The following is a 21,780-nucleotide window of genomic DNA, read 5'->3' on the forward strand; positions in this document are numbered from 1 at the left end:
AGCCGTCCGGCTGCGCCAGCCGGAGCTACGCGCGGGGCCAGTTCGGAATTGCGATTCGAACTCCCAATCAATTGGTTACCGCCAAGGGCTCTTGCCCTGGCGCGGGCAGCTTGAGCCACATCAACCTCGAATCCGCACGGCCGAACTACAATTTCTGTGAGCCCTTCCAGCATCACGGGATTCCCATGCCGCTCAAGCCGTCCGCGTATGGACCAGCCGTTGAAGCATTCTGGCGGGAGCCAACCGATTCACTCTTGCAGAGTCTCAACACACAACGGCGCGGCCTGCGCCAACAGGAGGCCAGGAAGCGGCTCGCCCAGGTCGGCCCGAACCTCGCCGAGCCGTCGCCGACGCGATCGATCCTGCAGAAGGCCGTACATCGACTGCTCAATCCGCTGATTGCCATCCTGATCGCGGCGGCGGCCGTGTCGGGGTTCAGCGGCGACCTCGCGAGCTTTGCAATCATCACGCTCGTGGTGGGTCTGTCGCTGACGCTGGATATCGTGCAGGAGCACCGCGCGGAGGTTGCCGCCGATGCGTTGCGGCGCTCGGTTGCCATCCAAGCTGACGTCATTCGCGATGGCGCGATCGTCGCGCTGCCGGTCAGCGAGCTCGTCCCCGGAGACGTCGTGGAGCTGCGGACCGGCGACCTCGTGCCGGCCGATGGGGTCGCGCTTGTGGCACGCGATTTCCAGCTGAACGAAGCCCTCATGACCGGTGAACCGTTTCCCGCCGCCAAGACCACGGAGCCATGCGCCACCAGCCTGCCTGCGGAAGCGAGCAATGCCCTGTTCGCCGGCACCAGCGTCGTCGGCGGCAGCGGGGTAATGCTTGTCGTCGAGACCGGGCGTCGTACGCGCTTCGGCATGATCAGCGCCGAGCTGTTGGCGAACGATCCTCCAAGCGCGCTCGAGCAAGGCGTCCAGAAGCTTGGTCTGCTCATTCTCAAACTGACGCTGTTTTTGACGCTGTTCGTGCTGCTCGCCCATCTCGTGGCACATCGGCCGGCCATGGAATCATTCCTGTTCGCCGTCGCGCTCGCCGTCGGCCTGACCCCCGAGCTCCTGCCGATGGTGATGACGGTGACATTGGCGCGGGGAGCGCAGCGGATGGCGGAGCGGCAGGTGATCGTCAAAAGGCTGTCTGCCATCCACGATCTCGGCGCGATGGACACGCTATGCGTCGACAAGACAGGCACGCTGACCGAAGCCAAGATCACGCTCGCGGCACATCTTGATCCCGCGGGGCACTCCAGTGATCGGGTGCTCGAGCTGGCTCGATTGAACAGCGCTTTCCAGACCGGCATCCACAGCCCGCTGGATGAGGCGCTGCTCGCCACGGAAAGCCCGGCTGGAAGCAGCACCTGGACCCGGCTCGCCGAGATCCCGTTTGACTTTGAGCGGCGCTGCCTGTCGGTCCTTGCGGCGCGAGACAATGACCGCTTCCTGATCGTCAAGGGCGCGCCGGAAGCGATCATGGCCCGTGCGGTCGCTGTCGAGGTCGACGGCTTGGCCCGACCGCTGGATGATAGCCACCGTGCCCAGCTCGTTCGCCTGCAGGACGACCAAGCGCGGCAAGGCTTTCGACTGCTCGGCGTCGCGATCCGAACCATGGCGCCGGACCGAGTCGACGTCACGACCGAGGACGAGGCCGTCCTTACGGTGGTCGGATTCTGCGCCTTCGCGGACCCTCCGAAGCGCGATGCGGCCGACTCGGTTCGGGATCTGACGTCACGCGGCGTCGGCATCAAGGTGCTTTCCGGAGATCACGCAGCGGTCGTCGCGCATGTCGCCGACGCTGTCGGCCTGCCTTCGGGACGCATCCTGACCGGAGGCGAGATTGCCGGCTTGACCGATCAGGCGCTCGCCACCCAGATCGAGCACGTCGACCTGTTCGCTCGGATCGATCCGGAGCAGAAGAGACGGATCATTCGCGCCTTGCGCCGGCGCGGTCACGTCGTCGGCTTCATGGGTGACGGCGTCAACGACGCTCCGGCGATTCATGCCGCCCATGTCGGCATCTCCGTCGCCGGCGCGACCGAAGTGGCGCGAGCCGCGGCGGACATGATCCTGCTGGCTCCGGACCTCTCGGTGCTGGGCGCGGGCGTGATCGAGGGACGGCGCACATTCGCAAACATCCTGAAATATGTCCGCATGGGCACCAGCTCGAATTTCGGCAACATGCTATCGATGGCGCTGGCATCACTTGCCCTGCCGTTCCTGCCGCTGTTGCCGCTGCAGATCCTCCTGAACAATCTGCTCTACGATCTCTCCGAGACCGGCATTCCATTCGACGAGATCGACGAGGAAGATGCCGAGAGCCCCCAATCATGGAACATGGCGGATATCCTGCGGTTCACCTTCGTCATGGGCTCGATTTCGTCGCTGTTCGACGTTGCGACTTTCGTCATTCTCCTGAAGGTCTTCCATGCTGAGGCGGCCGCATTCCAAACCGGCTGGTTCCTGGAATCGATCGCGACCCAGATCCTCGTGATCTTCCTGATCCGCTCGCGGCGTCCGCCATGGCGCGCCAGCCGACCGCACCGCATCCTGGCATTCGGCTCGCTGGGCGCGCTTGCTTCGGGGATCTTCCTGGCACTGGGACCAGCCCATTCGCTGTTCGGTTTCGCGGCCCTGCCGCCGGTGCTGCTGGGTGCGATAACTTTGATAACGATCAGCTACCTCGCCGTGGCCGAGGCCGGAAAGCGTCTTGCGCTCCCGGCCGCTGCACATGTGCCAAATCGCGCCGCGTTGGAGCGACGCTATCCCGCCAGCGACGCCGCGCTGAACGGATGATTCACGAACGCTAGCCATTAGCGGGACCAGCGTTGATCCGCATCAAGGCTGCTTTTCCTCCGAATGCGATCCTGCGCCGAAACAATATGCGGCTTGACGACAAATGGATCGATCACGAAACCAGCAGAAACTTGACGACGTGCGCGACAGCGATGCTCGTGCCATCGCGACTTCAGCGCCGACGCCAATAGCCGGCCAACCGGTCCGACGCCGGCGTATTCGCAGCGGTCCGACCGTTTCATGGTACGGCCGCCTGCTGATTGTCGGAACATTGCTGGTGGCGGCCGGCTGGGAGATATTCCGGCTGCTTCTGACCGTCATCACGCTCGACTGAAGCTTCGCAGATTGCGGTTCAGCGAGACATTGCGGCCGCGTCTTGAACCAACCCGACCGAGCCATACGCGTCGGAGTTCAATTTCCGAAAGTACACCGCATCCTCTCCCGGAATGCTCACGCAATGATGCTTGCTGGCAAACTGCGCGGCCTTGGCCGCAGCAACCTCGTTGATCCCAAACAACCGCTCGTAATCATGATCGGAGATTGCCAAGACAGCGCCGCCGCCGAGACGATCGAGTCGCGATCGCAACTCGGCAAGAATCAGGTTTCTATGCATTTTTGTTGCCAGATCTCTAGACCGAGCTGGACCTGCGCCGGGTGTTGATTCCCAGCAACGTGTAGAGCGGGCAGTACGAGAAGAATGCAGTCGCGATCAGGATGATTCCGAGAGTACCGGCGACCAACCAGCCTGCTCCAAGCGAGCCGTCTTTCAACGTATATGCAATCAGAGCCAGACCGATGATGATCCGGGCGTACTGATCAATAAGTCCGACGTTGCGCGTCATGGCAATGAACCTCCTTCGATCCAAATCCATATTGAACGCTCTCCAGTCCACAGCCCTTGATCGTGATCAATTCATGCGACGCGGGTCATCAGCCAGCGGCACTTCACTCCATTGTCGATTTGTCAGACCTCAGATGACCAAGGACGCTCCGACCGCGCGCCGGGCGGCGCTCACGGCCGTGACGATCGCAAGACCGACGTCCGCGGAGGCCACCGTCACTGCTCCCTCGGGCGACGTCCGATCTAGTGCGACATCAGCAGGCAGATCGGAGCTTGCTGCAGCAAGCTGCGCGTCATGCCGCCGAACATCCATTCTCCGAGCCGGCTGTGCCCATAGCCTCCGGTGACGATGAGGTCGGCGTCTTCGTTCCTTGCCAGTCTGATGAGGTACCCTGCATCTGGCTCGGCGGTGTGGACGCGTACATCGAACTGGCAATTGACGCTGTGCCTTTCGAGATAGCTCGCAACGTCACGCAAGCGGCGGGTCGCCGCGTCCTGCTCGTCCGACGAGCAGATTTCGGCGACGGTGACCCTCGAAGCCCTGATCAGGAAGGGCAAGGCGTCCCGGATCGCCAGACGTGCCTCGCGGGTGTCCTTCCAGCCGACTACGATGCGGTCGGCCGACAGGCCGGTCACGCCTTCCGGCACCGATAGGGTGGGACGCCCCATCGGCAGGATGGCCTCGGCCGAGTCGAGGTAATGGAAATTATCGGACTGGGCTTTCCGGCGCTTGAAGACAACCAGATCTGCCGCCCTGGCCTGTTCCGCCAGGAACGCAGTCGGGGATTCCAGTGCCCATCGCCATTCCACCTGATGGCGGTCCCGTCCGACGATCTTCCTGAACCACTCGCCCTTGGCCGCGAGATCGGTCCGCATCCGCTTGATGTCGTCTTCAGTGGTCTGCTCGATGATCACCCCTTCGGCGACAATGGGCGGATCGATGGCGGACGCTGAAACGCCGATCATCGACGCATGAAACTTGTCCGCAATGCCCTCGGCGATGCGAATCTGTCCCTCGTCTTGTTGCTGAGGATCGACGTAAACCATGACATTGGCCAAATTCATGTGCCTGCTCCACCGCGCTGAAATATCGTTCATTGTCGTGCATGGCGGCTCTGCCGACATTGAGCCAAGTCAAGCGCGCCTCGATCCCCTGAGCTCTTCGTCCGGCGCCTGCCTGATCCGAGTCCCGCTTGACGCTGCGGGCCGAGCGGGCGAGCGCCCCATATCGGCCGCGACCTTCATGAAGTGATCGCGTGTCGCCTGCGGCGACGCCGGAGCTATCCAGGGGAAGGGCGGCTCCGCCGCTGGGGATGCAACGGCGAGCACCGCCCTTCATCCAACGCAGCCCGAAACACGATCTGGCCTCTGTGAAGGACGTGCGTGTTGGGCCTGCAAGGACCCGCATTTCATACCGCGGGGAGCCTGCGCGACATTGCGCCAGATCAAACCGCACGCAGTTTACCGCTTGCGTCAGATCAATGTGCCCGATGCATCAGGAACTAGGCTGAATCTACGTTCCAGTATGATGGGAGAAGTTCGGATGTACGCGCACCAGATCATGACCCGTAAGGTGCTTTCGACGACACCGGACAGCACCATCCTCGACGCGGCAAACATCATGCTTCGGCACCGCGTCAGCGGGCTTCCAGTGGTCGATCTCGACGGCACGCTCGTCGGCATCATCACCGAAGGCGATTTCCTTCACCGCAGCGAGATCGGCACCGAAAGAAAGCGCAATTGGCTGGCGACCTTCATCCTCGGACCGGGACAATGGGCCGACGACTACGTATTCGAGCATGGACGCAAGGTCTCGGAGATCATGACATGCACGCCGGTCACCGTGACCGAAGATGCACCGCTGTCGACGGTCGTCGAGCAGATGGAGAAGAACAACGTCAAACGGTTGCCGGTGGTGCGCGGCGGCAAGCTTGTCGGTATCATCACCCGCAGCAGCTTGCTGCGAACGGTGGCGAGCCTTGGACGCGAGCTGCCCGCTCCGACCGAGAACGACGACCAGATCCGGCGGCGCATTCTGGACGAGATCGAACCGAAAGCCTGGTGCCCGTTGGGACTCAGCGTCATCGTCCGAGACGGCGTCGTCCATCTGAGCGGCGTGATTACCGAGAGCAGGTTTCGCAAGGCCGCGATCGTCGCGGCCGAGAACGTTCCCGGCGTCGTCGAGGTGCATGATCACCTCTGCTGGGGTGATAGCTTCTCGGGCTTCTACCTCAAATCTTCCGAAGACCAGGAACTGCTGGAGAAGCAGGCTCACTGAAAGTGGCTCGCCACCGGCGCGACAGGTAGGCTTCAGGCCCTATTCCCTTCCGGGCGCAACGTTGCCGATGAGATCGACCGGCAATCTATGCGACAACCCGTATGTCCTTCGACCTCTCCGAGGACAGCGGGGCAAATTGCTCCGCCGTCAACGTTTCTTGCTTGATCAGGAGCTCTACCCCGGCTTCCAGGTCACCTCGCCGACTGCGCAGGATATCCTGCGCACAGGCTTCACCGGCCTCGACCAGCTGTCGAACGGCAAGATCGATCTCGCGGCTCGTTTCCTGAGCGGCACTGACGACGACGTCCTGCATGGCAGGCATGAACGCCTGCGGCTTGGGAGCGTAGGTTCGTTGACCGACGCCCGCATCCATTCCATGCTTCGTGACCATTTCAATCGCAATCTCGGTGGCGCGCTGGAGGTCGTCGGCAGCTCCGGTCGATACGTCACCATCGAAGATCAGACGTTCGGCCGCTCGACCACCCATCAAAACCGCAATCCGGTTCTTTAGCTCGCTGATTGTGAGAAGAAACCTGTCCTCCGTAGGACGCTGCATCGTGTACCCGAGTGCGCCGACACCCCGCGGAATGATCGACACCTTTTGCACGGGGTCCACGCCCGGAAGGCTGGCGGCGACCAGGGCGTGGCCCATCTCGTGATAGGCGGTCCGCCTGCGCTCGCTCGAGCTGAGCGTCCTGCTCTTCTTCTCGATGCCGGCGACGATCCGCTCGATCGCTGCCGTGAAGTCGACGGAAGCGACCTCGCCGGCGTTCCGTCGCGTCGCTGCGATGGCAGCTTCGTTGATCAGATTGGCAAGATCGGCGCCGGTAAAGCCGGCCGTCATTCCTGCGATCAGGTCGATATCGACATCAGGACCGATCTTGATCTTCTTGATATGGACCTTGAGGATGGCAACACGTCCAGACCTGTCCGGACGATCCACCAGTACCTGACGATCGAAGCGGCCCGCCCGCAGCAGCGCAGGGTCGAGAATCTCCGGTCGATTGGTCGCCGCCAGGAGAATGACGCCGGCGCTTGGATCAAATCCATCGAGCTCGGCCAGCAGCTGATTGAGCGTCTGCTCCTTCTCGTCATAGCCGCCGAGCGCACTGGGCATCCGGCTACGACCAAGGGCGTCAAGCTCGTCGATGAAAATGATGCAGGGGGCCGCCTTCCTTGCCTGTTCGAACAAATCCCGCACCCGGGCTGCACCAACGCCGACGAACAGCTCGACGAACTCCGATCCAGAGATCGAGAAGAAGGGCACGCCCGCCTCGCCGGCAACGGCACGCGCAAGCAACGTCTTGCCCGTTCCCGGCGGGCCTACCAGCAATATTCCCTTGGGAACATGCGCGCCCAGCCGACCATAGCTCTCGGGCGCTCTGAGAAACGAGACCACCTCCTGCAGTTCGAACTTCGCCTCGTCGACACCTGCAACGTCCGCGAACGTCACCTTGATGTCCTTCTCGACATAGACTTTGGCACGAGACTTTCCGATTCCCATGACGCCGCTCACGCCCTGCCGGTCACCGAAACGGCCGGCCATGAAGAACCAGAATCCATAGAGCACGATGAGCGGGACGATCCACGAAACGACATTTCCCAGCCAGCCATCTGACGGTGCTCCCGTGACGGAAATCCCCTTGGAAGCGAGTTTCTCCGCCAGCGGCAAATCCACCCGCGCCGTAACGAAGGCCGACTTTCCATTGGCAAGCTTGTCCTTGAGCTTCCCCTCGATCGTCTCTTTCCCGACCACGACGTCGGTAACAGCGCCCTGTGCGACGAGCTCCTCGAACCTGCTGTAAGGAATGGTTTCGACCGTGCTGCCCGTGGTCAGGTACCACTGCATCAGGAACATGCCGAACCAGCCGAATGCCAGTATCGCAAGCCACGAGACCTGCCTCCGCGTCGGTGACTTTTCGCTCATCTCCTATGGCCCTCCGATCACTGCGCCATGATCAGGGATGATCGCGCAAGCTCAGCATGTAGGCGACGACCTCATCGATCTGATAATCCGCCAGCCGTGGATTCGGCATGCGCCCGGACGGCCCCATATCCGGGTGCTTCGTATCGAGATAGGCACGCAGACCGCCGTCGGTCGTGGATGCGCGCCTGGCGATCTGCACGAAGGCCGGCCCCGGCTCGCGCAGGATCGGGGTTTGCTTGCGTTCGGACACGACGTGACATGCGCTGCATACGAGATCCGCGAAATCGCGGCCGCGGGACACCAGGTCGGACTGTGCGTGCAGGGATCCACCGCAGCACGCGCCGATCACGACCAAGGCCCGACACAACCACTGCCGCATTGCACATCCAATCTCGATTCAATCGCCGCCAGATACGGTGCGAGCTGGATCATCAGCACGGCCGAACGGCGCACTAGCGGCGGGCCTTGGCGTCACGTGCCATCTCCAAGCATATCAGCAGCTCGACATAGCTGCCGCTACCATCGGCGGTTGTCGCGCGCGTGCAGGTCAGCCTGTCGGCGGCGGCAAATTGCGTCCACAGGGGCTGCAGCTGCGAGCGTGCCTGCTCTTCGTCCTGCGTGCATCGCTCCAAGGATACGTCCGGCCCGCTTTCCGACTTGCACTCACGCACGATATCGAATTTGGGCATGGCGTTCGCTGCAGCCGTCGGCGGCAACGTAGCCAGCATTACAATCGGCAAGTGCAGGAACATCGCGTTCTTCCAAGCGGTTTCATCGGTTCCCTTTTTGCCACCGCCTCACTTGTCCGGGATTGATCGATATCAAGAAGACGTCCGGCCTCAGCGCTGCAAGGCTCGCGGGCCTTCAACGCATCGATCGTCAGCTTGTTGATCCAGAGCAACAACACGCCGCTGCTATTGCGCTCAACTTCAAACAACGGTGCATCCGGAGGCTCTGCGATGACGAGTGAAACGGTCAAGGCCCTTTTGATGATTATCCTCTTCGGATCAATTGCAATTGCTCTCCACGTTTCAGAGAGCAGTGCGACGAAGCGGCTGAGGGTAGCGGCACTGCGGGCACGACGCCGCGCTCGACATCGATAGGACGGCGCTCGATGCAAACGCATCGACCGTTTGGTGATCCCAGGCGCCGCCTCTCGCGGAGCAATTTGACCGGCCTTGTAATCTCGAATTGTCGAAGCGCGCGGCTGCTGTGGCATCGGCTTTCCCTCCGATAGCCGACGTCACGGGCGCGCCGTTTTCCCCTGTCCACACACCCTATCCAGGCATCATCAGCGGCTTGACGAGGGTCAAGGCGTGGCGAACGGAGCCGGTTGAGCCAGGTCAAGGCAGGGAGCGTGGCAGCTCCTATTCTGACAAAAATAGGCTCATTGGAGGCATCGATGCGCGCGCACCAGATCATGACGAGGAATGTCGTCACCGTTACGTCCCGGACCTCGATCGAAGACGCCGCCAACGTCATGCTGCGAAACCACATCAGCGGCCTGCCGGTCGTCGACGGCGGCAAATTGGTAGGAATCGTGTCGGAAAGCGACTTCTTGCGCCGCGGCGAGCTCGGAACCGGACGCAAGCGTTCCGCGATTCTCCAGTTCCTGTTCGGACCCGGCCGCGCAGCCGAGGACTTCGTCCACGAGCGCGGTCGCAGGATCGAGGATGTGATGACGCCGGATCCGGTCACGGTCGAAGAACAAACGCCGCTCGAGGAGTTGGTGCACCTGATGGAGAAAAAGGCCATCAAGCGACTACCCGTGATGCGCGGCAAGGACCTTGTCGGCATCGTGACCCGGTCAAATCTGCTCCAGGCCGTGGCCAGCCTGGCGCACGAGGTTCCGGATCCGACCGCAGACGACGATCATATCCGTGATCGCATCCTCCGGCAGATCGACGCCGTGAGCTGGCGCCCGATCGGGTTCGAGGTGACCGTCCGCAACGGCGTTGTCCATCTGCACGGCATCGTCACCAGCGACCATGCGCGCGAAGCAACCATCGTGGCCGCGGAGAACACCGCCGGCGTCAGGAAGGTGCATGATCACCTCTGCTTCGTGGATACTTATACCGGCTTCTACGTCGAGTCTCCCGAGGACATGAAGGCTGCGAGCTGAAACGGCAACAGCTCACGATGATTGCCTGGCCGGAATGGTGCGGCTCGCGATAGCGAACCGCCTATAGATCAAATACGTCCCCCAGACGCGGCAGTTCGACCCGCTGTCCCTCCAAACGCGCGGCGAGTGCGTGCATCGCGGGCTCTTCGCCATGGACCAGGAATGTTGCCTCGCATCCCCCGATCGCGCGTCGCCATGCGAGCAGCTCCGGCTGATCGGCATGGGCTGAAAATCCGTTGATCGTGTAGATCGTGCTGCGAACCGCAATGTCCTCGCCGAACATCCGCACGGACCTGGCCCCATCGATGATCTGCCGCGCAATCGTTCCCGAGGCGGCGTATCCGACGAATACGACCGCCGATTCCTTGCGCCAGATATTGTGCCGGAGATGATGGCGAATTCTCCCACCCGTGCACATCCCGGACCCGGCCATGATGACGGCACCGCCCGTTATCCTGTTGACGGCGACCGAATCGGCACTCTCGCGGACGAGACGCAAATTTGCCGGCTGCAGCGGATCCCGGCCTTCACGAAACATGGAAGCGGCCTCGGAGCTGAGACATTCGGGATGCCGCTTGAATATCTCGGTCGCCGAGATCGCCATCGGCGAGTCCAGGAAGATCTGCATGGCCGGCGGCAGCCGGCTGCACTCCACCCCCTCGCGCAAGGCATAGAGAAGCTCCTGGGCGCGCTCGAGCGCGAAGGTCGGGATGATGACGTTGCCGCCGCGCGCCAGTGTGCTGCCGATCGCGCCGTAGAGCTCTTCGACGGAGTCTTGCAGCGACCGATGGCGCCTGTCACCATACGTCGATTCCATGACGATAATGTCGGCGCGAGCCGGAGGGCTCGGCAGCCGCAGCAGCGGGCGACCCGCGTTGCCGATATCCCCCGAGAACAGCACCGAACGCGTGCGGCCGTGCTCGGCGGCCTCGATCAGGATGCTCGCTGAGCCCAAGATATGGCCCGCATCGAAGTAGGTCGCGCGAAGTCCTTCTGCGAGCTGCAATGGTTTCCCGTATTCAGCCGTCCTTCCAAACCGATCGAAGCAATCGAGCGCATCGACGACGCTAAAGAGCGGCTGCAACGCTTCCTCTTCCCCTCGCCTGCGCCATTGGCGGGATCTCCGCTGTGCATCTTCTTCCTGGAGATGCGCGGCATCGACCAGGACGAGGCGAGCCAGCTCGCGACTGGCCGCAGTCGTGATCACCTCACCCCTGAACCCTCGCTTGGCAAGCAATGGAATCCTGCCGCAGTGATCCAGGTGGGCATGGGTCAGCAGAACATAGTCGATGGTCGCGGGATCGAACCCGAAGGCGGCGCTGTTCTCTTCCACCAGGTCGCGGCTTCCCTGAAAAAGACCGCAGTCGATCAGAACGCGTCGATTCAGGCATTCCACCAGGTGACAGGACCCGGTCACGGCTCGATCGGCGCCATGAAAGGATAATTTCACGATCCGACCTCTTGACTGATCGTCTTGCCTCGTGAGGCGACCTCTCCGACCGGAAGAAGCGGCCGGCCGGACGCCTCGTACCACCGCAGAATGCCTTGCCAAGCTTCCTCGGCGGACTCCGCAAACCAAAACAGGTCCCTGTCTTCCGGATCGATGACACCTTCCTCGACGAGGAAGTCCGGATCAAATGCGCGACGCCAATACGACTCGCCGACCAGCACGACCGGCACCGGCGCAATCTTTCGGGTCTGCGCCAATGACAGCACTTCGAACAGTTCGTCCATCGTGCCAAACCCGCCAGGGAATGCCACCAGCGCCCGCGCGCGCATCAGGAGATGCAGCTTTCGCATCGCGAAGTAGTGAAACGTGAAGCAGAGATCGGGCGTGACGTACGGGTTCGGGTCCTGCTCCTTCGGAAGCGTAATGTTCAGTCCGATTGACTGGGCCCCGACGTCGTGCGCACCCCGGTTGGCTGCTTCCATGATGCCCGGGCCGCCACCGGTCATGATCATCAGGCGGCCGCCGATGGCCTTTTCGCTCGCGGCACCGACGATCCGTCCGAACTCGCGCGCGATTCTGTAATACTTGCTGTTCGCCGCAATATGCCGTGCCGACTTGAGACGGCGCTGTAAGCCGTCATCGTCGGGATTCAATGCCAACGTATCAGCTATCGAGGCGACGGCCCGGCGCGCCGCCTGCGCTTCGCAGATGCGCGTGCTGCCGAAGACGACGATCGTATGAGCGATCTGATGTTCCCGGAGCAGGGTCTCCGCCTTGAGAAAATCGAGTTGGAGGCGAATGCCGCGTGTGGCTTCGCTCTGCAGAAAATTTTCGTCCCGATCCGCCTCTTGATAGCTTGACGATTGCAGGATGCTTCGCAGAGCGCCGGGCGCACGAATGTCCGCTTCGGCGTCCTGGGGCTGCTCTCCCGGGAGTGCCGCGCCCCTGTCAGCACGGAGCGGCTTCGGCACCGAACTCGGGCGGGCCGATCGCAGACCCCCTTCGTCAGTCATGGCGCCGGCCTTCCCTCTGTTTTGGAGACAGCAAGCGCCGGGTCGTGCTTGTGGGCCTCACGAACTTCGTCGTCCTCCAGCAGATCGAGAAGCCGGTGGCGGTCGCCCGGCTTTTCGCAACCGACACCCGTGCCGTACTTCGCGGGCTGTTCGACGGCAGGCGGCTTTACTTGGTCAATCATGGCAGGGCCTCGCCAACATTCGATAGGTGTTAGCTAGCATCCGCGACCGCTTGCGCGCACGCCTTGAGCAAAGTCAATTCAGCCGTGTGACGGGCGATGGTTCTCCTTGACGACCAGACACGGCATTGAGCCAGATCAACGTTCATGCCCAGCGACGGGTCTACTCGTTTCCTTGATTCCGGAGAGGCACAGGCCGGGCATCGGACTACGTCAATCGGTCACCGAAGCCAACATGGCTATCTCTTGCGTGGAAGAGCATGTCACTTCAGCTCGCCGTGCCCAAACATGTCGAAACGTTCAGGCAATCGCTTCGGCTTCTGCGGGCGCCTCGATTCGGCACCTACTTTGCCGCCACGTTGCTGTCCAATATCGGGATGTGGTCGCAGCAGGTTGCTGAGCCATGGTTGCTGCTCAGCCTGGGCGCTTCCTCATTCGTGATCGGATTGGACAGCTTCGTGCAGTCGGCGCCAGCCTTCCTGCTGATCCTGGCGGGCGGCATGCTCGCAGACAACGCAGATCGTCGCTGGGTCGTCGCGAAGTTTCAGGCCATCCAGATGCTATGTCCAGTCGCCCTGGTGGTCCTGATGCTGACACATCTCATCGAGCCATGGATGGTGATCGTCCTTTCACTCATCGTCGGCATCACCGACGCCTTGTCGATGCCCTCCTTTCAGACCATCGCGCCGTCACTCGTCCGCCAGGACCAGATTGGAAGCGCCATTGCCTTGAACGCGACACAGTTCAACCTTTCGCGGATCCTGGGCCCGGCGCTCGGCGGGTTGTTGATCGCAAGCGTCGGCGCGATCAGCTGTTTCGTTGCAAATGCCGCGTCATATTTGCCCTTCATCGCAGTCGCGATCTGGATTCTGCCGCCCGGTTCGGCCAACCCCGACCCTGACCGCTCACTCGACCGTCACCAGCTCCTTCTCGGCTTGCGCAGAATCGTTGCCTCGGACTACATGCGTGGCGCATTGACCACCGTTCTGGTCACGAGCACCTTGTGCGGGCCACTGATCGTCTTCTGCCCGGTCCTGGTGAAGGAGATCTTGCACGGCGATTCCACCCAGTTCAGCCTCGCCATTGGCGCATTCGGAATCGGAGGACTGCTCGGAGCAGTCGTGATGCTCGGGGTCGAACCTGGCCGCGACAAACGCCAGTTGAGCACCGCTTTCGCCGCCGCTTACGGCGCGATGACCGCGATCGCGGCAGTGAACCCATGGACTTCGGTGCTTCCGCTTCTGCTGGTCGTGGCCGGCTTTTGCATGTCGATCAGCAATACGGCGGCCAACGCCCTCCTCAACGCCGCAGCGCCGGCCCGCCTGCGTGGCAGGACGATAAGCCTGTACATGCTGGCCATGCGCGGGGGCCTTTCGTTTGGCGGCCTCTTGACCGGACTTTCTGCCGATCTGGTCGGCGTGCGCTATGCGCTATTGGCCAATGGCATCATGGCCGTGACCGCCCAATTGATCCTCGGCAGGCGATGGCTCCGCGCGGGGTCAGAGGCTGCATCGCATCCGTCGACGCGGTCGCCGACGCCGCGGCGCTGCTAGATTGCGATGCGATTGTATTGAATTATCGTCACGCATTGGCTCTGGAGCATGACTTTTGCGGAAAGCCGTTTCACGCTCTTCCGGATCATGCCCCAGCCGGCCCCTTGCGCTCCATTCCCGAAAAAGCTGCCAGCTTGGGGGAAGCTGGCAGCTTCATCGTCGGGTGGGGTGCGCAGTAGCGCCTGCGCAGATGCATTAGATCGATTCACGGGGAACGTTTCGTTGATCTCAATCAAATCCGGCCTGGGATGTTTCGCGGGCTTGGCGCATCCTTCGGGTCGGGTGCGGCTCAGGAACGATTCCGGCGGATGGGGGCCGGATCACCCCAAGCGACGAATTCGGGAATGACAAACCCTGCTTGCATCTGCCCGAACTTGATTGGCTCGCCGCTCGAGTCCGTGACCGCACCCCCTGCCGCGGTCACGATGGCATGGCCGGCGGCGACATCCCATTCCCTGGTCGGCGACAGCCTTGGATAGGCATCTATCCTGCCCTCGGCGACCCAGGCAAACTTGAGTGCCGATCCGACCCGACGCCGGACTATATCGCCTCGCGCTCGGATCATCGCGGCCGTTCTCTCGTCGCTGTGCGATCGGCTTACTGCCACCAAGCTGGGCTTGCCGGGCGGATGACGCCGGCTCCGGATTGCTTGCGGGGCTTGCCTGAGGCCGTCGCGCAGCGTCAATCGTTCGGCGCCTCGCCCGACAATTCCACGCCAGAGCATGCCTAGCGCCGGTGCGCCGATGACGCCGAGCAGAGGGACGCCCCCGGTCACCAGCGCGACGTTCACCGTATACTCCTTGCGTCCTGCAATGAACTCCTTGGTTCCATCAAGCGGATCGACAAGATAGAAACTCTGATGACGGCTGGGATCAACCGTTTGCGGGCACTCCTCGGAGATCACCAGCGCATTGGGAACGAGCCGGGACAGGCCGTCGACCAGAATGCTGTTCGCGGCAAAATCCGCCTCGGTGACCGGTGATCGATCCTGCTTGACCTGCACATGTGCCGCCGCCCGATCCACCGCCAGGATACGCGCACCCGCGCGGATCACCAGTTCCGTGAGAGGTTCCATCAACGCGATTGCGGCGCGGGCATCGAGCCGCAACTGCTTCTCGTCGGTGCTGCCCTCGGCCGGAAGCCCACTCTGATCGCTCGCACGCTGCACGATTACCCGCCGCAGCTTCCGCATCAGTCGCCTTCGGATCGCGCGAGTATTCGCTCAAGTGCCGTGATCAACTGCAGGCGGCCAACGATGCCAACGACCCGCGTATCCCGGAGCACGATGACCTGTGAGATCTGATGCTTGTCCATTTCGGCAACGATCTCGTCCACAGTCGCGCGTTCGCCGACGCAAACGGGTTTGCGACTCATCACGGCGTCGACGCTCAGGGCCCGGGTCCGCTCGCGGACCAGCCTTCCCTCCTCCCTGCTCAGCAGCCATTCGAGCCAGAATCCCTCCGGCCAATGTACGCCGAGTTCGCGACGGTGAAGGAAGTCGCCCTCGGAGATAACACCGATCAGCGTTCCTGAGCCATCGAGCACAGGCAAGCCGCGCTGGCCAGTTTCCAGCAATAATCGAACGGCGTCGAGCAATGGCGCGCCCGGCTTGATCGTCGCGAACGACGTGCGCATGACTTCCAAAGCCAGCATGGCATACTCCGTGAAGCTTCACGTACCCGATTGTGAGCAAGTATGCGCTAAGGGCGATGAGGCCGGGCTGACCTGGATCAATTGCGCCATACATCTCCTTGCCTTCGTCCTGCGCTCCGCGGCCATCCGGCAAACTGTCAGCTCCGCAAATGCCCGTAGGGAACAATCCCGAATTTCCAATCACGCGGTTCTGAGGCACGCTTTATGTGCAGGAGCGGACCATGAGCCACACCTTTTACGTAGCGAACCGCGCGACCCATCACAGGATTGTCGCGCTCGCTCTAATTGCCGGCATCGCGGTGACAATTATCGGGTTACACACTCATCGCGCCTCCGGAATCGACGGTTCACGCTCTGGAGCCAGAATCCATCTCCCTGTCGAACACGATGATCTGCGGCCGGTTGCCGTCGCCGAACTGAGGTGACGACGGCGCAGGTGGCCCAGAGAAATAGATCGCCGCAGATCTTCCAGAACTCCCCGACTGCCCCGGCTAGCTCCTGCATCCGGGGTACTTTTTTGCCGGCAGCGCTTCTGCGACCAGCAGCGGCACTCTTGCTTAACGATCTCCCGGCATTGGCTACGGCACCCACTTCAATATCGTGGGCGGCTTGCGCGTTCCAGCAGATGGCGCCTCTCTCGGCACGCCGAGGATGATCGGGGCAACGGCCGCGCCGCCGTCCGGAATCCCCAGCTCTGCCTTGACCTCAGGGGTGTTCAGGATGCCAATAGCGAAGCCAATGCAGCAGGTGCCGAGACCTTGTGCCGTGGCCGCAAGCATGAGGTTCTCAGCCGCGAGCCAGCAATCGGCTTCGACGAACGGACCTTTCGCCTTGCAGCAGACGACGACAAGCGTGCCCGCATCATAGAAGATGTTGAACTCCGGATCGGACAGCATCGCCAGCGCGCGAGGCTCTGATTTCTGGAAATGCGATGTGGCCTCTTGCTGGCCAAGCAACATCGCCTTGGCGCGGCTCGAATATTGTCGCAAGCGCGTCTTGTCCTGGATGACGACGAACGCCCAAGGCTCCCTTCTCCTTTCTGACGACCATGCCATGATGGCTCGACGGAACGGCCACGCGCCTTGACCCACCGCAACCCTCCGGATCAATCGGCCGTGACGCACGAGCCGGGCTGGCACGGATCAAGCGGTCCGTAACGCTCCCCGCACGGCAGGAGGAGATCGCTCATTATTGACGCGACGCTCTTGGTCCCCCTGGCAGTCAGCGAACGACAATCAGATCGTCGACCGACATTACGCCCGGAGCAGACCAAGCTGCGTGTTCGGCTGCGCTCCGGTCGCGCCAGTTGTCCACCTCTCCCTCGAGCACGACGTGATCCCCTCCCGTCACCGAGACGCGAATGGCGCCTGCCTCGACCGTCGCGTGCCGCATCAGCGCGGCCTCAATCTTTGCCTTGATGTCGCCGCTCGTCGCGCGTTGCTTCAACTTGATATGATTGAGAACGCCGATCACGCCGGCCAACTTGCGAACGCACAATTCTGCCGCTCGCCTTTCGAACTGCCAGTTGACGGTGCCGCTGAGGGTAACCCAGCCGGCGCTCACGAGCGCGTTGATCTCGTATTGCGACACTGTGGAATCCCAGTGCAGGAGATCCAGCGCACGCCTTGCGATCTGGTCGTCGGCCTTCTTCGGGTTGTTGGGATAGCGAACTTCGATCTCATCCGCGATGCCATGCACACCTTTGACACGCTGAGTGGCGGCAACAGCCGCGAGCTTCTGCCCGTAGCTGCCCACGTGGCCAGTCAGGGTAACGACCCCGTCCTCGGCCGCAATTCCTATGTGCGCACCATCGAAGCTCGGATCGAACTCGAACTCATCGATAACGTCCTGGCGCAATGTCTTGTCTCTCATGTGTCGCTCCTTGCGAGATTGCGGCCGCAGGAGGCCGGTCTCCGGCCAACCCGCCACCGCGGGATTCAGCCGACCGTCAGCTTGTCCTCAACCGATTGAACGCCAGGTGCAGACCAGGCGGCGTTCTCGATCGCCCGACGTTCCTGCCAGTTGTCAACCATGCCCTCGAGGAGAACGCAGTCGTTGTCGCGAATGGAGACCCGGACCGCCTTCGCCTGCGTCTCGGCGCGCCGCTTCAATGCGCCCTCGATCTTGGCCTTGACGTTCTCGGCCTTGATGCGCGGCGCGACCTGGATGTTGTTGCTGATACCGCGAATGCCGGACAGCATTCCCACGTCATGCTCCGCCGCTCGCTTCTGGAAATACCAGTCGACGTTTCCCGACAGCGTGACCCAGCCCTCGCGAACCAGGACCGCGATGCTCGCCGGTACGACCGTGTCCCAGGCAAGGATATCCAGCGCCCGCTTTGCAATTTCATCGTCTGCGGTCTTCTTGTCGCCTGGCGCGCGAACATCGATCTCGTCCGCAATCGCCTTGACGCCCCTGACCCGCCGTGCCGCCGAAATCGCCGAGAGCTTCTGTAGATAGGTCTTGACGTAGCCACTCAGCGTGACGACACCGCTTTCCGCCATTACGCCAATATGGGCAGCGTCCACACTGGGCTCGAACTCCAGCTCGTCCAGCACATCCTGACGCAACTGCAGTGCAGTCATGGCAACCTCCATTGTTTGATCAGGATTAATCAAACGCCGGCGGACTGACATTGCCTTGCGCTGGATCAACTGCGCCGCAGCGCCTAGAGCGCGTCAAACACGGGCAGGAGCGTTGGCCGCACGTCGCCTTCTCTGGCTCCCGGAAGCGCCAGATCGATTGATCGGGGTCAAATCAGGCATGCGCGTGATGCCGCAGAATGAAACATCTTTCCACCTACAGAGAGCACGATCATGCAAGCACGCGACGTCATGGTGTCACCCGTCATCACGGTAGACTCCAACGCAACGGTCCGGCGGGTTGCTTCCCTGCTGCTCGAGCACCGCATCAGCGCCGTCCCCGTTGTGGGCAAGGACGGCGAACTCGTCGGGATCGTCACGGAAGGCGATTTGATGCATCGGAGTGAATCGGGCACCGAGCGCCCGTATTCGTGGTGGCTGCGGCTTCTGGTCGGAGACGCGCAAATGGCGTCCGACTACGTGAAGTCCCATGCTGTCAAGATCGCAGACATCATGACCCGCAAGGTCGTGACCGCGACGCCGGAGACGCCGCTGTACGAAATAGCGATGCTGCTCGAGAAGCACGACATCAAGCGTATACCCATCGTGAATGCAACCGGCCACCTCGTCGGCATTGTCAGCCGGGCCAACCTGCTCCAGGCTGTCGCGAGCGCCCGCCCGAAGCTGGAGATATCACCCGCCGATTCCGTTATCAGGAAGAAATTGCTCGGCGAGCTTCGCGAGCAACCGTGGGCACACACATTCAATCTGACCGCGACCGTACAGAACGGCGTCGTCGACCTGTGGGGATATGCGCCATCCGCCGCCGAACGCACCGCAATCCGGGTTGCCGCGGAGAGCATCCCCGGTGTCGTTGCAGTGAACGATCATCTTCTGGAAACGCCAGTCATGGTCTACTGATATCTCGGTGCACGATCATTGGGCGGCCACCATCAGCCGGCGAAACCAGATACGTCGCACCTCAAAATGTTTCGCGATCCCGGAACGCCCTAGTTCATTCTGATGTAGAGACGATCAATCGCATCCGAGGGAATGGCGAGGCCAAAGGCGCGCCCGGCTTCAGTCGCATCGGCGCCGGCGGCAACAATGCCGATCACTTCACCCCGCAGATTGAACAGCGCTCCGCCCGAACTGCCGCGATCCAGCAAGGCGTCGGTCTGAATGAGATCCTGGCAGGAGATGCCGGGCCACGAACGATGCAGAGCGCTGACAATGCCGAAGCTAACGCTCGGACCGGATCCCGAGGAGCCGCCGATCGCAAGGACGAAATCCCCAGGCTCGGCGTCGATTGATCGACCGATGCGGGCTGCGGTCAGGCCGGGGGCCGAGATCCTCAGCATCGCCAGGTCATACCGCTCGTCGGCCACCACGAACTTGGCGTCAAGCTGGCGCCCATCCGACAATCGGACCGAGAGTGCCTTGGCTCCGCTGACCACATGCCTGCTCGTCACGATCAATCCGGCTTCTGCCTTGATGATGACGCCCGCGCCATACACATCCTTCGTCGCGGGAGGCGGACCATTCGAAGGCTCGGGACCGGTGACTGCCGCAGTCTCCGTGCGGGCGGTTATGCCGACCACACTTTGGATGACCTTTCCGACCAATGGCGCAAGTGTTTGCACCTCCCGGATTTCCCCTGCTTGAACCTGTCCGGGCCAGAGCAGGAGCATCCACGTGATCGCGATGACGGGTAAAGACAAGGGGGCGGACCACTTCAGCGCCAACCTGCTGCAGGGTCTTTTCGCGTTCATCTCGCCCCGCTCCCGCGCTATTCGGCTGCGGCGATTGGCACTACTCCGGGCCGCTCCGCCGCGATGATTGCCTTCCACATTGCCGCGATACTGCCCTGGGTTGCCGGCAAGATCGAGCAATGCCCCGCGGCATCGAAATCACAGAACCGCGCTGCCGGATCGCCGCATATTTCCGCAAACGCCCGGTTGATGAGGTCGAGACATTCCAGGAGCTTCGTGATGTTCTCCAAGCCGGCGCGACGCTGAAGATCGAGAAGCCGGAACGTCACGACGGGTGGCTCGCCGAACGAGATCTCGGGATGAGCGAGCCCGAAGAACACTTCGACCGCAGACGGCGCCTGTCTGATTCGATTGAGCAGGTTCGCAGCCTGAGCTTCCGTGCACGCAACCAGGCGAGGTAACGATGCTCCGGGTGCCGACCTCGGGCCAAGAACCACCGATACTTGCTGCTCAAGCCACAGACGGACCGGAGCCGGGGCATTCTGGATTTGCTGGGCATCAAGCAGTATGCTGGTCATCGTTGATCCTCACTTTCCATGTGACCACTAGCGACTTTACTCGCGGCGGGCCTTGATGAGGATCAATGATGCGGCGGCGGCTCTGAAGCGCATAAGGCGGCCGCTCTTCCACGCGGCAGATCGCGTCACCGCGTCGGCGGCAGCGCGATCCCGAACGCCTTCGTGGCCGCTTACTTCTGCTGAATGCGGTTCAGATAATCGACAATGGCGAGAATGCGCGTTCGCACGACGACTTCCCGCAAGTCCCGCGAAGGATCGAGCGCGTCGTAGGTCGGATCAACAATGTGAGGCAGGCTCTTGACGGGGTTGAACCGGTCTCCCCAAATCGGCATTTCGTGGGTCCCGTGTGCGGAAATTGCTCTCCGTCCATCTATGGATTCGTAAACGTCGTTGATGGGAAAGACCCCGTTGTTGTTCTTCGCCAGGCTCGTCAAATCGGAAGGCGGTACCTTCAGCTGCACGCTGACCGGCCCTTTGCCCTTTCCATCCGCACCATGGCAGCTCGCGCACGAAGCCAGAAACTCCGCCTTCCCGACATCGGCGTCTTCAGCGTGGGCGACCGCGGCGAAAACAGCGGTCAGACCGGCAATCATTAGCGGCTTAATGCAATGGCTCATCATATCGCGCCCCCGGGCTTCCAGATGAATCAGTCTAAGCGGTGATGAATCTGCTTCGGTTTGAGGTACATCAATCATCACCTTGCGGCGCAGCCGGCTGGCTGACGCCTCGGCAGAGCAGAGATCGACCTAAGCATTGCGTAGTGCGCTTCATGCAGCACGATCTCGGATGTTTCGGCCCGTCACGCCTCGACAGTCCTTTCGGCACGAGCTTGTCACCCGTGGAGATGCGGCCAATTGCCTTGGTGCCCGGACGGCATAGAGGCTAATTGCCGGAGAGGGTTTCAGTCAACGCACAAGCGCTGCCATACAGCGCATGACATCGCGGAAAATCGCAGGTTGGCGCTCCGCCAACGTAGCGACCGAGGCGGCTCGCACGTGCCTTTAGCCTGCGTTCGCTCTCGATCGACGATGGTGTGTGGTGGTGAGCGGACACCGGGTTCGGTTCGCCGGCCTGTTAGCTCGGGGCGTCTTTTACGC

25 protein-coding genes are annotated in these 21,780 nt (G+C 62.0%); 7 read left to right on the plus strand and 18 right to left on the minus strand.

What is annotated here, in order from left to right:
• Positions 1-185 precede the first annotated feature (185 nt).
• Both mgtA and CK489_RS00825 read left to right on the plus strand, forming a co-directional pair.
• Positions 186-2,795: a magnesium-translocating P-type ATPase gene (gene mgtA, locus CK489_RS00820; RefSeq protein ID WP_095730952.1), complete on the plus strand. Its 2,610-nt coding sequence runs from the start codon at positions 186-188 to the stop codon at positions 2,793-2,795.
• Between the two features lie 103 nt (positions 2,796-2,898).
• Positions 2,899-3,129 (plus strand): hypothetical protein, encoded by a 231-nt coding sequence (locus CK489_RS00825; RefSeq protein ID WP_143278063.1) that lies wholly within the window; start codon positions 2,899-2,901, stop codon positions 3,127-3,129.
• 18 nt (positions 3,130-3,147) lie between these two features.
• Here CK489_RS00825 and CK489_RS00830 read toward each other — a convergent pair whose 3' ends face one another.
• From CK489_RS00830 to CK489_RS00840, 3 genes are all read right to left on the minus strand, one after another.
• Positions 3,148-3,408: a hypothetical protein gene (locus CK489_RS00830; RefSeq protein WP_095730954.1), complete on the minus strand. Its 261-nt coding sequence runs from the start codon at positions 3,406-3,408 to the stop codon at positions 3,148-3,150.
• 16 nt (positions 3,409-3,424) lie between these two features.
• Positions 3,425-3,637, minus strand: a complete 213-nt coding sequence (locus CK489_RS00835; protein WP_050626111.1) for a YgaP family membrane protein — start codon at positions 3,635-3,637, stop codon at positions 3,425-3,427.
• Positions 3,638-3,879: 242 nt separating this feature from the next.
• Positions 3,880-4,701 (minus strand): universal stress protein, encoded by an 822-nt coding sequence (locus CK489_RS00840; protein ID WP_095730956.1) that lies wholly within the window; start codon positions 4,699-4,701, stop codon positions 3,880-3,882.
• A 478-nt stretch (positions 4,702-5,179) separates the two neighbouring features.
• Here CK489_RS00840 and CK489_RS00850 point away from each other — a divergent pair, with 478 nt between their 5' ends.
• Positions 5,180-5,914 carry a CBS domain-containing protein gene (locus CK489_RS00850; protein ID WP_095730958.1) on the plus strand — a complete coding sequence of 245 codons (735 nt, stop codon included), beginning with the start codon at positions 5,180-5,182 and terminating at the stop codon, positions 5,912-5,914.
• Positions 5,915-5,999: 85 nt separating this feature from the next.
• Here the strand turns inward: CK489_RS00850 and ftsH are convergent, their stop codons facing one another.
• The 4 genes from ftsH to CK489_RS41190 form a co-directional block, all read right to left on the minus strand.
• A complete protein-coding gene (gene ftsH, locus CK489_RS00855; protein ID WP_095730959.1) occupies positions 6,000-7,841 on the minus strand; it encodes an ATP-dependent zinc metalloprotease FtsH in 1,842 nt (613 codons plus the stop codon).
• 31 nt (positions 7,842-7,872) lie between these two features.
• Complete coding sequence (locus CK489_RS00860; protein WP_095730960.1) at positions 7,873-8,220, minus strand: c-type cytochrome; 348 nt, start codon at positions 8,218-8,220, stop codon at positions 7,873-7,875.
• 73 nt (positions 8,221-8,293) lie between these two features.
• Positions 8,294-8,593 (minus strand): hypothetical protein, encoded by a 300-nt coding sequence (locus CK489_RS00865; protein ID WP_095730961.1) that lies wholly within the window; start codon positions 8,591-8,593, stop codon positions 8,294-8,296.
• Positions 8,569-9,060 (minus strand): hypothetical protein, encoded by a 492-nt coding sequence (locus CK489_RS41190; RefSeq protein WP_157860858.1) that lies wholly within the window; start codon positions 9,058-9,060, stop codon positions 8,569-8,571. Before CK489_RS41190 ends, CK489_RS00865 begins: the two co-directional genes overlap by 25 nt.
• Positions 9,061-9,243: 183 nt before the next feature.
• Between CK489_RS41190 and CK489_RS00870 the strand changes: the two genes are divergently transcribed.
• Complete coding sequence (locus CK489_RS00870) at positions 9,244-9,963, plus strand: CBS domain-containing protein (RefSeq protein WP_050626112.1); 720 nt, start codon at positions 9,244-9,246, stop codon at positions 9,961-9,963.
• A gap of 61 nt (positions 9,964-10,024) precedes the next feature.
• Here the strand turns inward: CK489_RS00870 and CK489_RS00875 are convergent, their stop codons facing one another.
• The 3 genes from CK489_RS00875 to CK489_RS40490 are packed head-to-tail and all read right to left on the minus strand — an operon-like array spanning position 10,025 to position 12,608.
• Positions 10,025-11,497, minus strand: coding sequence for an MBL fold metallo-hydrolase (locus tag CK489_RS00875; protein ID WP_349626909.1), 1,473 nt, complete (start codon positions 11,495-11,497; stop codon positions 10,025-10,027).
• Positions 11,410-12,426: an LOG family protein gene (locus tag CK489_RS00880; RefSeq protein ID WP_095730963.1), complete on the minus strand. Its 1,017-nt coding sequence runs from the start codon at positions 12,424-12,426 to the stop codon at positions 11,410-11,412. Before CK489_RS00880 ends, CK489_RS00875 begins: the two co-directional genes overlap by 88 nt.
• Positions 12,423-12,608, minus strand: a complete 186-nt coding sequence (locus tag CK489_RS40490) for a hypothetical protein (RefSeq protein ID WP_050626045.1) — start codon at positions 12,606-12,608, stop codon at positions 12,423-12,425. The genes CK489_RS00880 and CK489_RS40490 overlap by 4 nt, the downstream gene beginning before the upstream one ends.
• A 257-nt stretch (positions 12,609-12,865) precedes the next feature.
• On the opposite strand from CK489_RS40490, the gene CK489_RS00885 reads away from it, so the two are divergent.
• Positions 12,866-14,158 carry an MFS transporter gene (locus CK489_RS00885; RefSeq protein ID WP_095730964.1) on the plus strand — a complete coding sequence of 431 codons (1,293 nt, stop codon included), beginning with the start codon at positions 12,866-12,868 and terminating at the stop codon, positions 14,156-14,158.
• Between the two features lie 289 nt (positions 14,159-14,447).
• On the opposite strand, the gene CK489_RS00895 is transcribed toward CK489_RS00885, so the two are convergent.
• Both CK489_RS00895 and CK489_RS00900 read right to left on the minus strand, forming a co-directional pair.
• On the minus strand, positions 14,448-15,233 hold the full coding sequence (locus CK489_RS00895; RefSeq protein WP_245350232.1) for a 3'(2'),5'-bisphosphate nucleotidase CysQ family protein: 786 nt from the start codon (positions 15,231-15,233) through the stop codon (positions 14,448-14,450).
• A gap of 116 nt (positions 15,234-15,349) precedes the next feature.
• Entirely contained in the window at positions 15,350-15,811 is a 462-nt protein-coding gene (locus tag CK489_RS00900) for a CBS domain-containing protein (RefSeq protein ID WP_095730967.1), read from the minus strand.
• A 221-nt stretch (positions 15,812-16,032) separates the two neighbouring features.
• On the opposite strand from CK489_RS00900, the gene CK489_RS40495 reads away from it, so the two are divergent.
• The gene (locus tag CK489_RS40495) at positions 16,033-16,236 is read left to right on the plus strand and encodes a hypothetical protein (protein ID WP_143278064.1); all 204 of its coding nucleotides are present in this window, start codon (positions 16,033-16,035) and stop codon (positions 16,234-16,236) included.
• A 153-nt stretch (positions 16,237-16,389) separates the two neighbouring features.
• On the opposite strand, the gene CK489_RS00905 is transcribed toward CK489_RS40495, so the two are convergent.
• From CK489_RS00905 to CK489_RS00915, 3 genes are all read right to left on the minus strand, one after another.
• The gene (locus tag CK489_RS00905; protein ID WP_095731176.1) at positions 16,390-16,866 is read right to left on the minus strand and encodes a nitroreductase family protein; all 477 of its coding nucleotides are present in this window, start codon (positions 16,864-16,866) and stop codon (positions 16,390-16,392) included.
• Positions 16,867-17,032: 166 nt separating this feature from the next.
• Positions 17,033-17,683: a BON domain-containing protein gene (locus CK489_RS00910; RefSeq protein ID WP_050626050.1), complete on the minus strand. Its 651-nt coding sequence runs from the start codon at positions 17,681-17,683 to the stop codon at positions 17,033-17,035.
• Positions 17,684-17,748: 65 nt separating this feature from the next.
• Positions 17,749-18,396 carry a BON domain-containing protein gene (locus tag CK489_RS00915; protein WP_050626114.1) on the minus strand — a complete coding sequence of 216 codons (648 nt, stop codon included), beginning with the start codon at positions 18,394-18,396 and terminating at the stop codon, positions 17,749-17,751.
• Between the two features lie 231 nt (positions 18,397-18,627).
• On the opposite strand from CK489_RS00915, the gene CK489_RS00920 reads away from it, so the two are divergent.
• On the plus strand, positions 18,628-19,314 hold the full coding sequence (locus tag CK489_RS00920) for a CBS domain-containing protein (protein ID WP_095730968.1): 687 nt from the start codon (positions 18,628-18,630) through the stop codon (positions 19,312-19,314).
• 89 nt (positions 19,315-19,403) lie between these two features.
• Here CK489_RS00920 and CK489_RS00925 read toward each other — a convergent pair whose 3' ends face one another.
• From CK489_RS00925 to CK489_RS00935, 3 genes are all read right to left on the minus strand, one after another.
• A complete protein-coding gene (locus tag CK489_RS00925) occupies positions 19,404-20,165 on the minus strand; it encodes a S1C family serine protease (RefSeq protein ID WP_245350210.1) in 762 nt (253 codons plus the stop codon).
• A gap of 17 nt (positions 20,166-20,182) precedes the next feature.
• Positions 20,183-20,683: a hypothetical protein gene (locus CK489_RS00930; protein ID WP_095730969.1), complete on the minus strand. Its 501-nt coding sequence runs from the start codon at positions 20,681-20,683 to the stop codon at positions 20,183-20,185.
• Positions 20,684-20,853: 170 nt separating this feature from the next.
• Positions 20,854-21,378 (minus strand): c-type cytochrome, encoded by a 525-nt coding sequence (locus CK489_RS00935; RefSeq protein WP_245350211.1) that lies wholly within the window; start codon positions 21,376-21,378, stop codon positions 20,854-20,856.
• Positions 21,379-21,780 lie beyond the last annotated feature (402 nt).

The sequence above is a fragment of the Bradyrhizobium sp. UFLA03-84 genome (assembly GCF_002289535.1).
GTDB lineage: Bacteria > Pseudomonadota > Alphaproteobacteria > Rhizobiales > Xanthobacteraceae > Bradyrhizobium > Bradyrhizobium viridifuturi.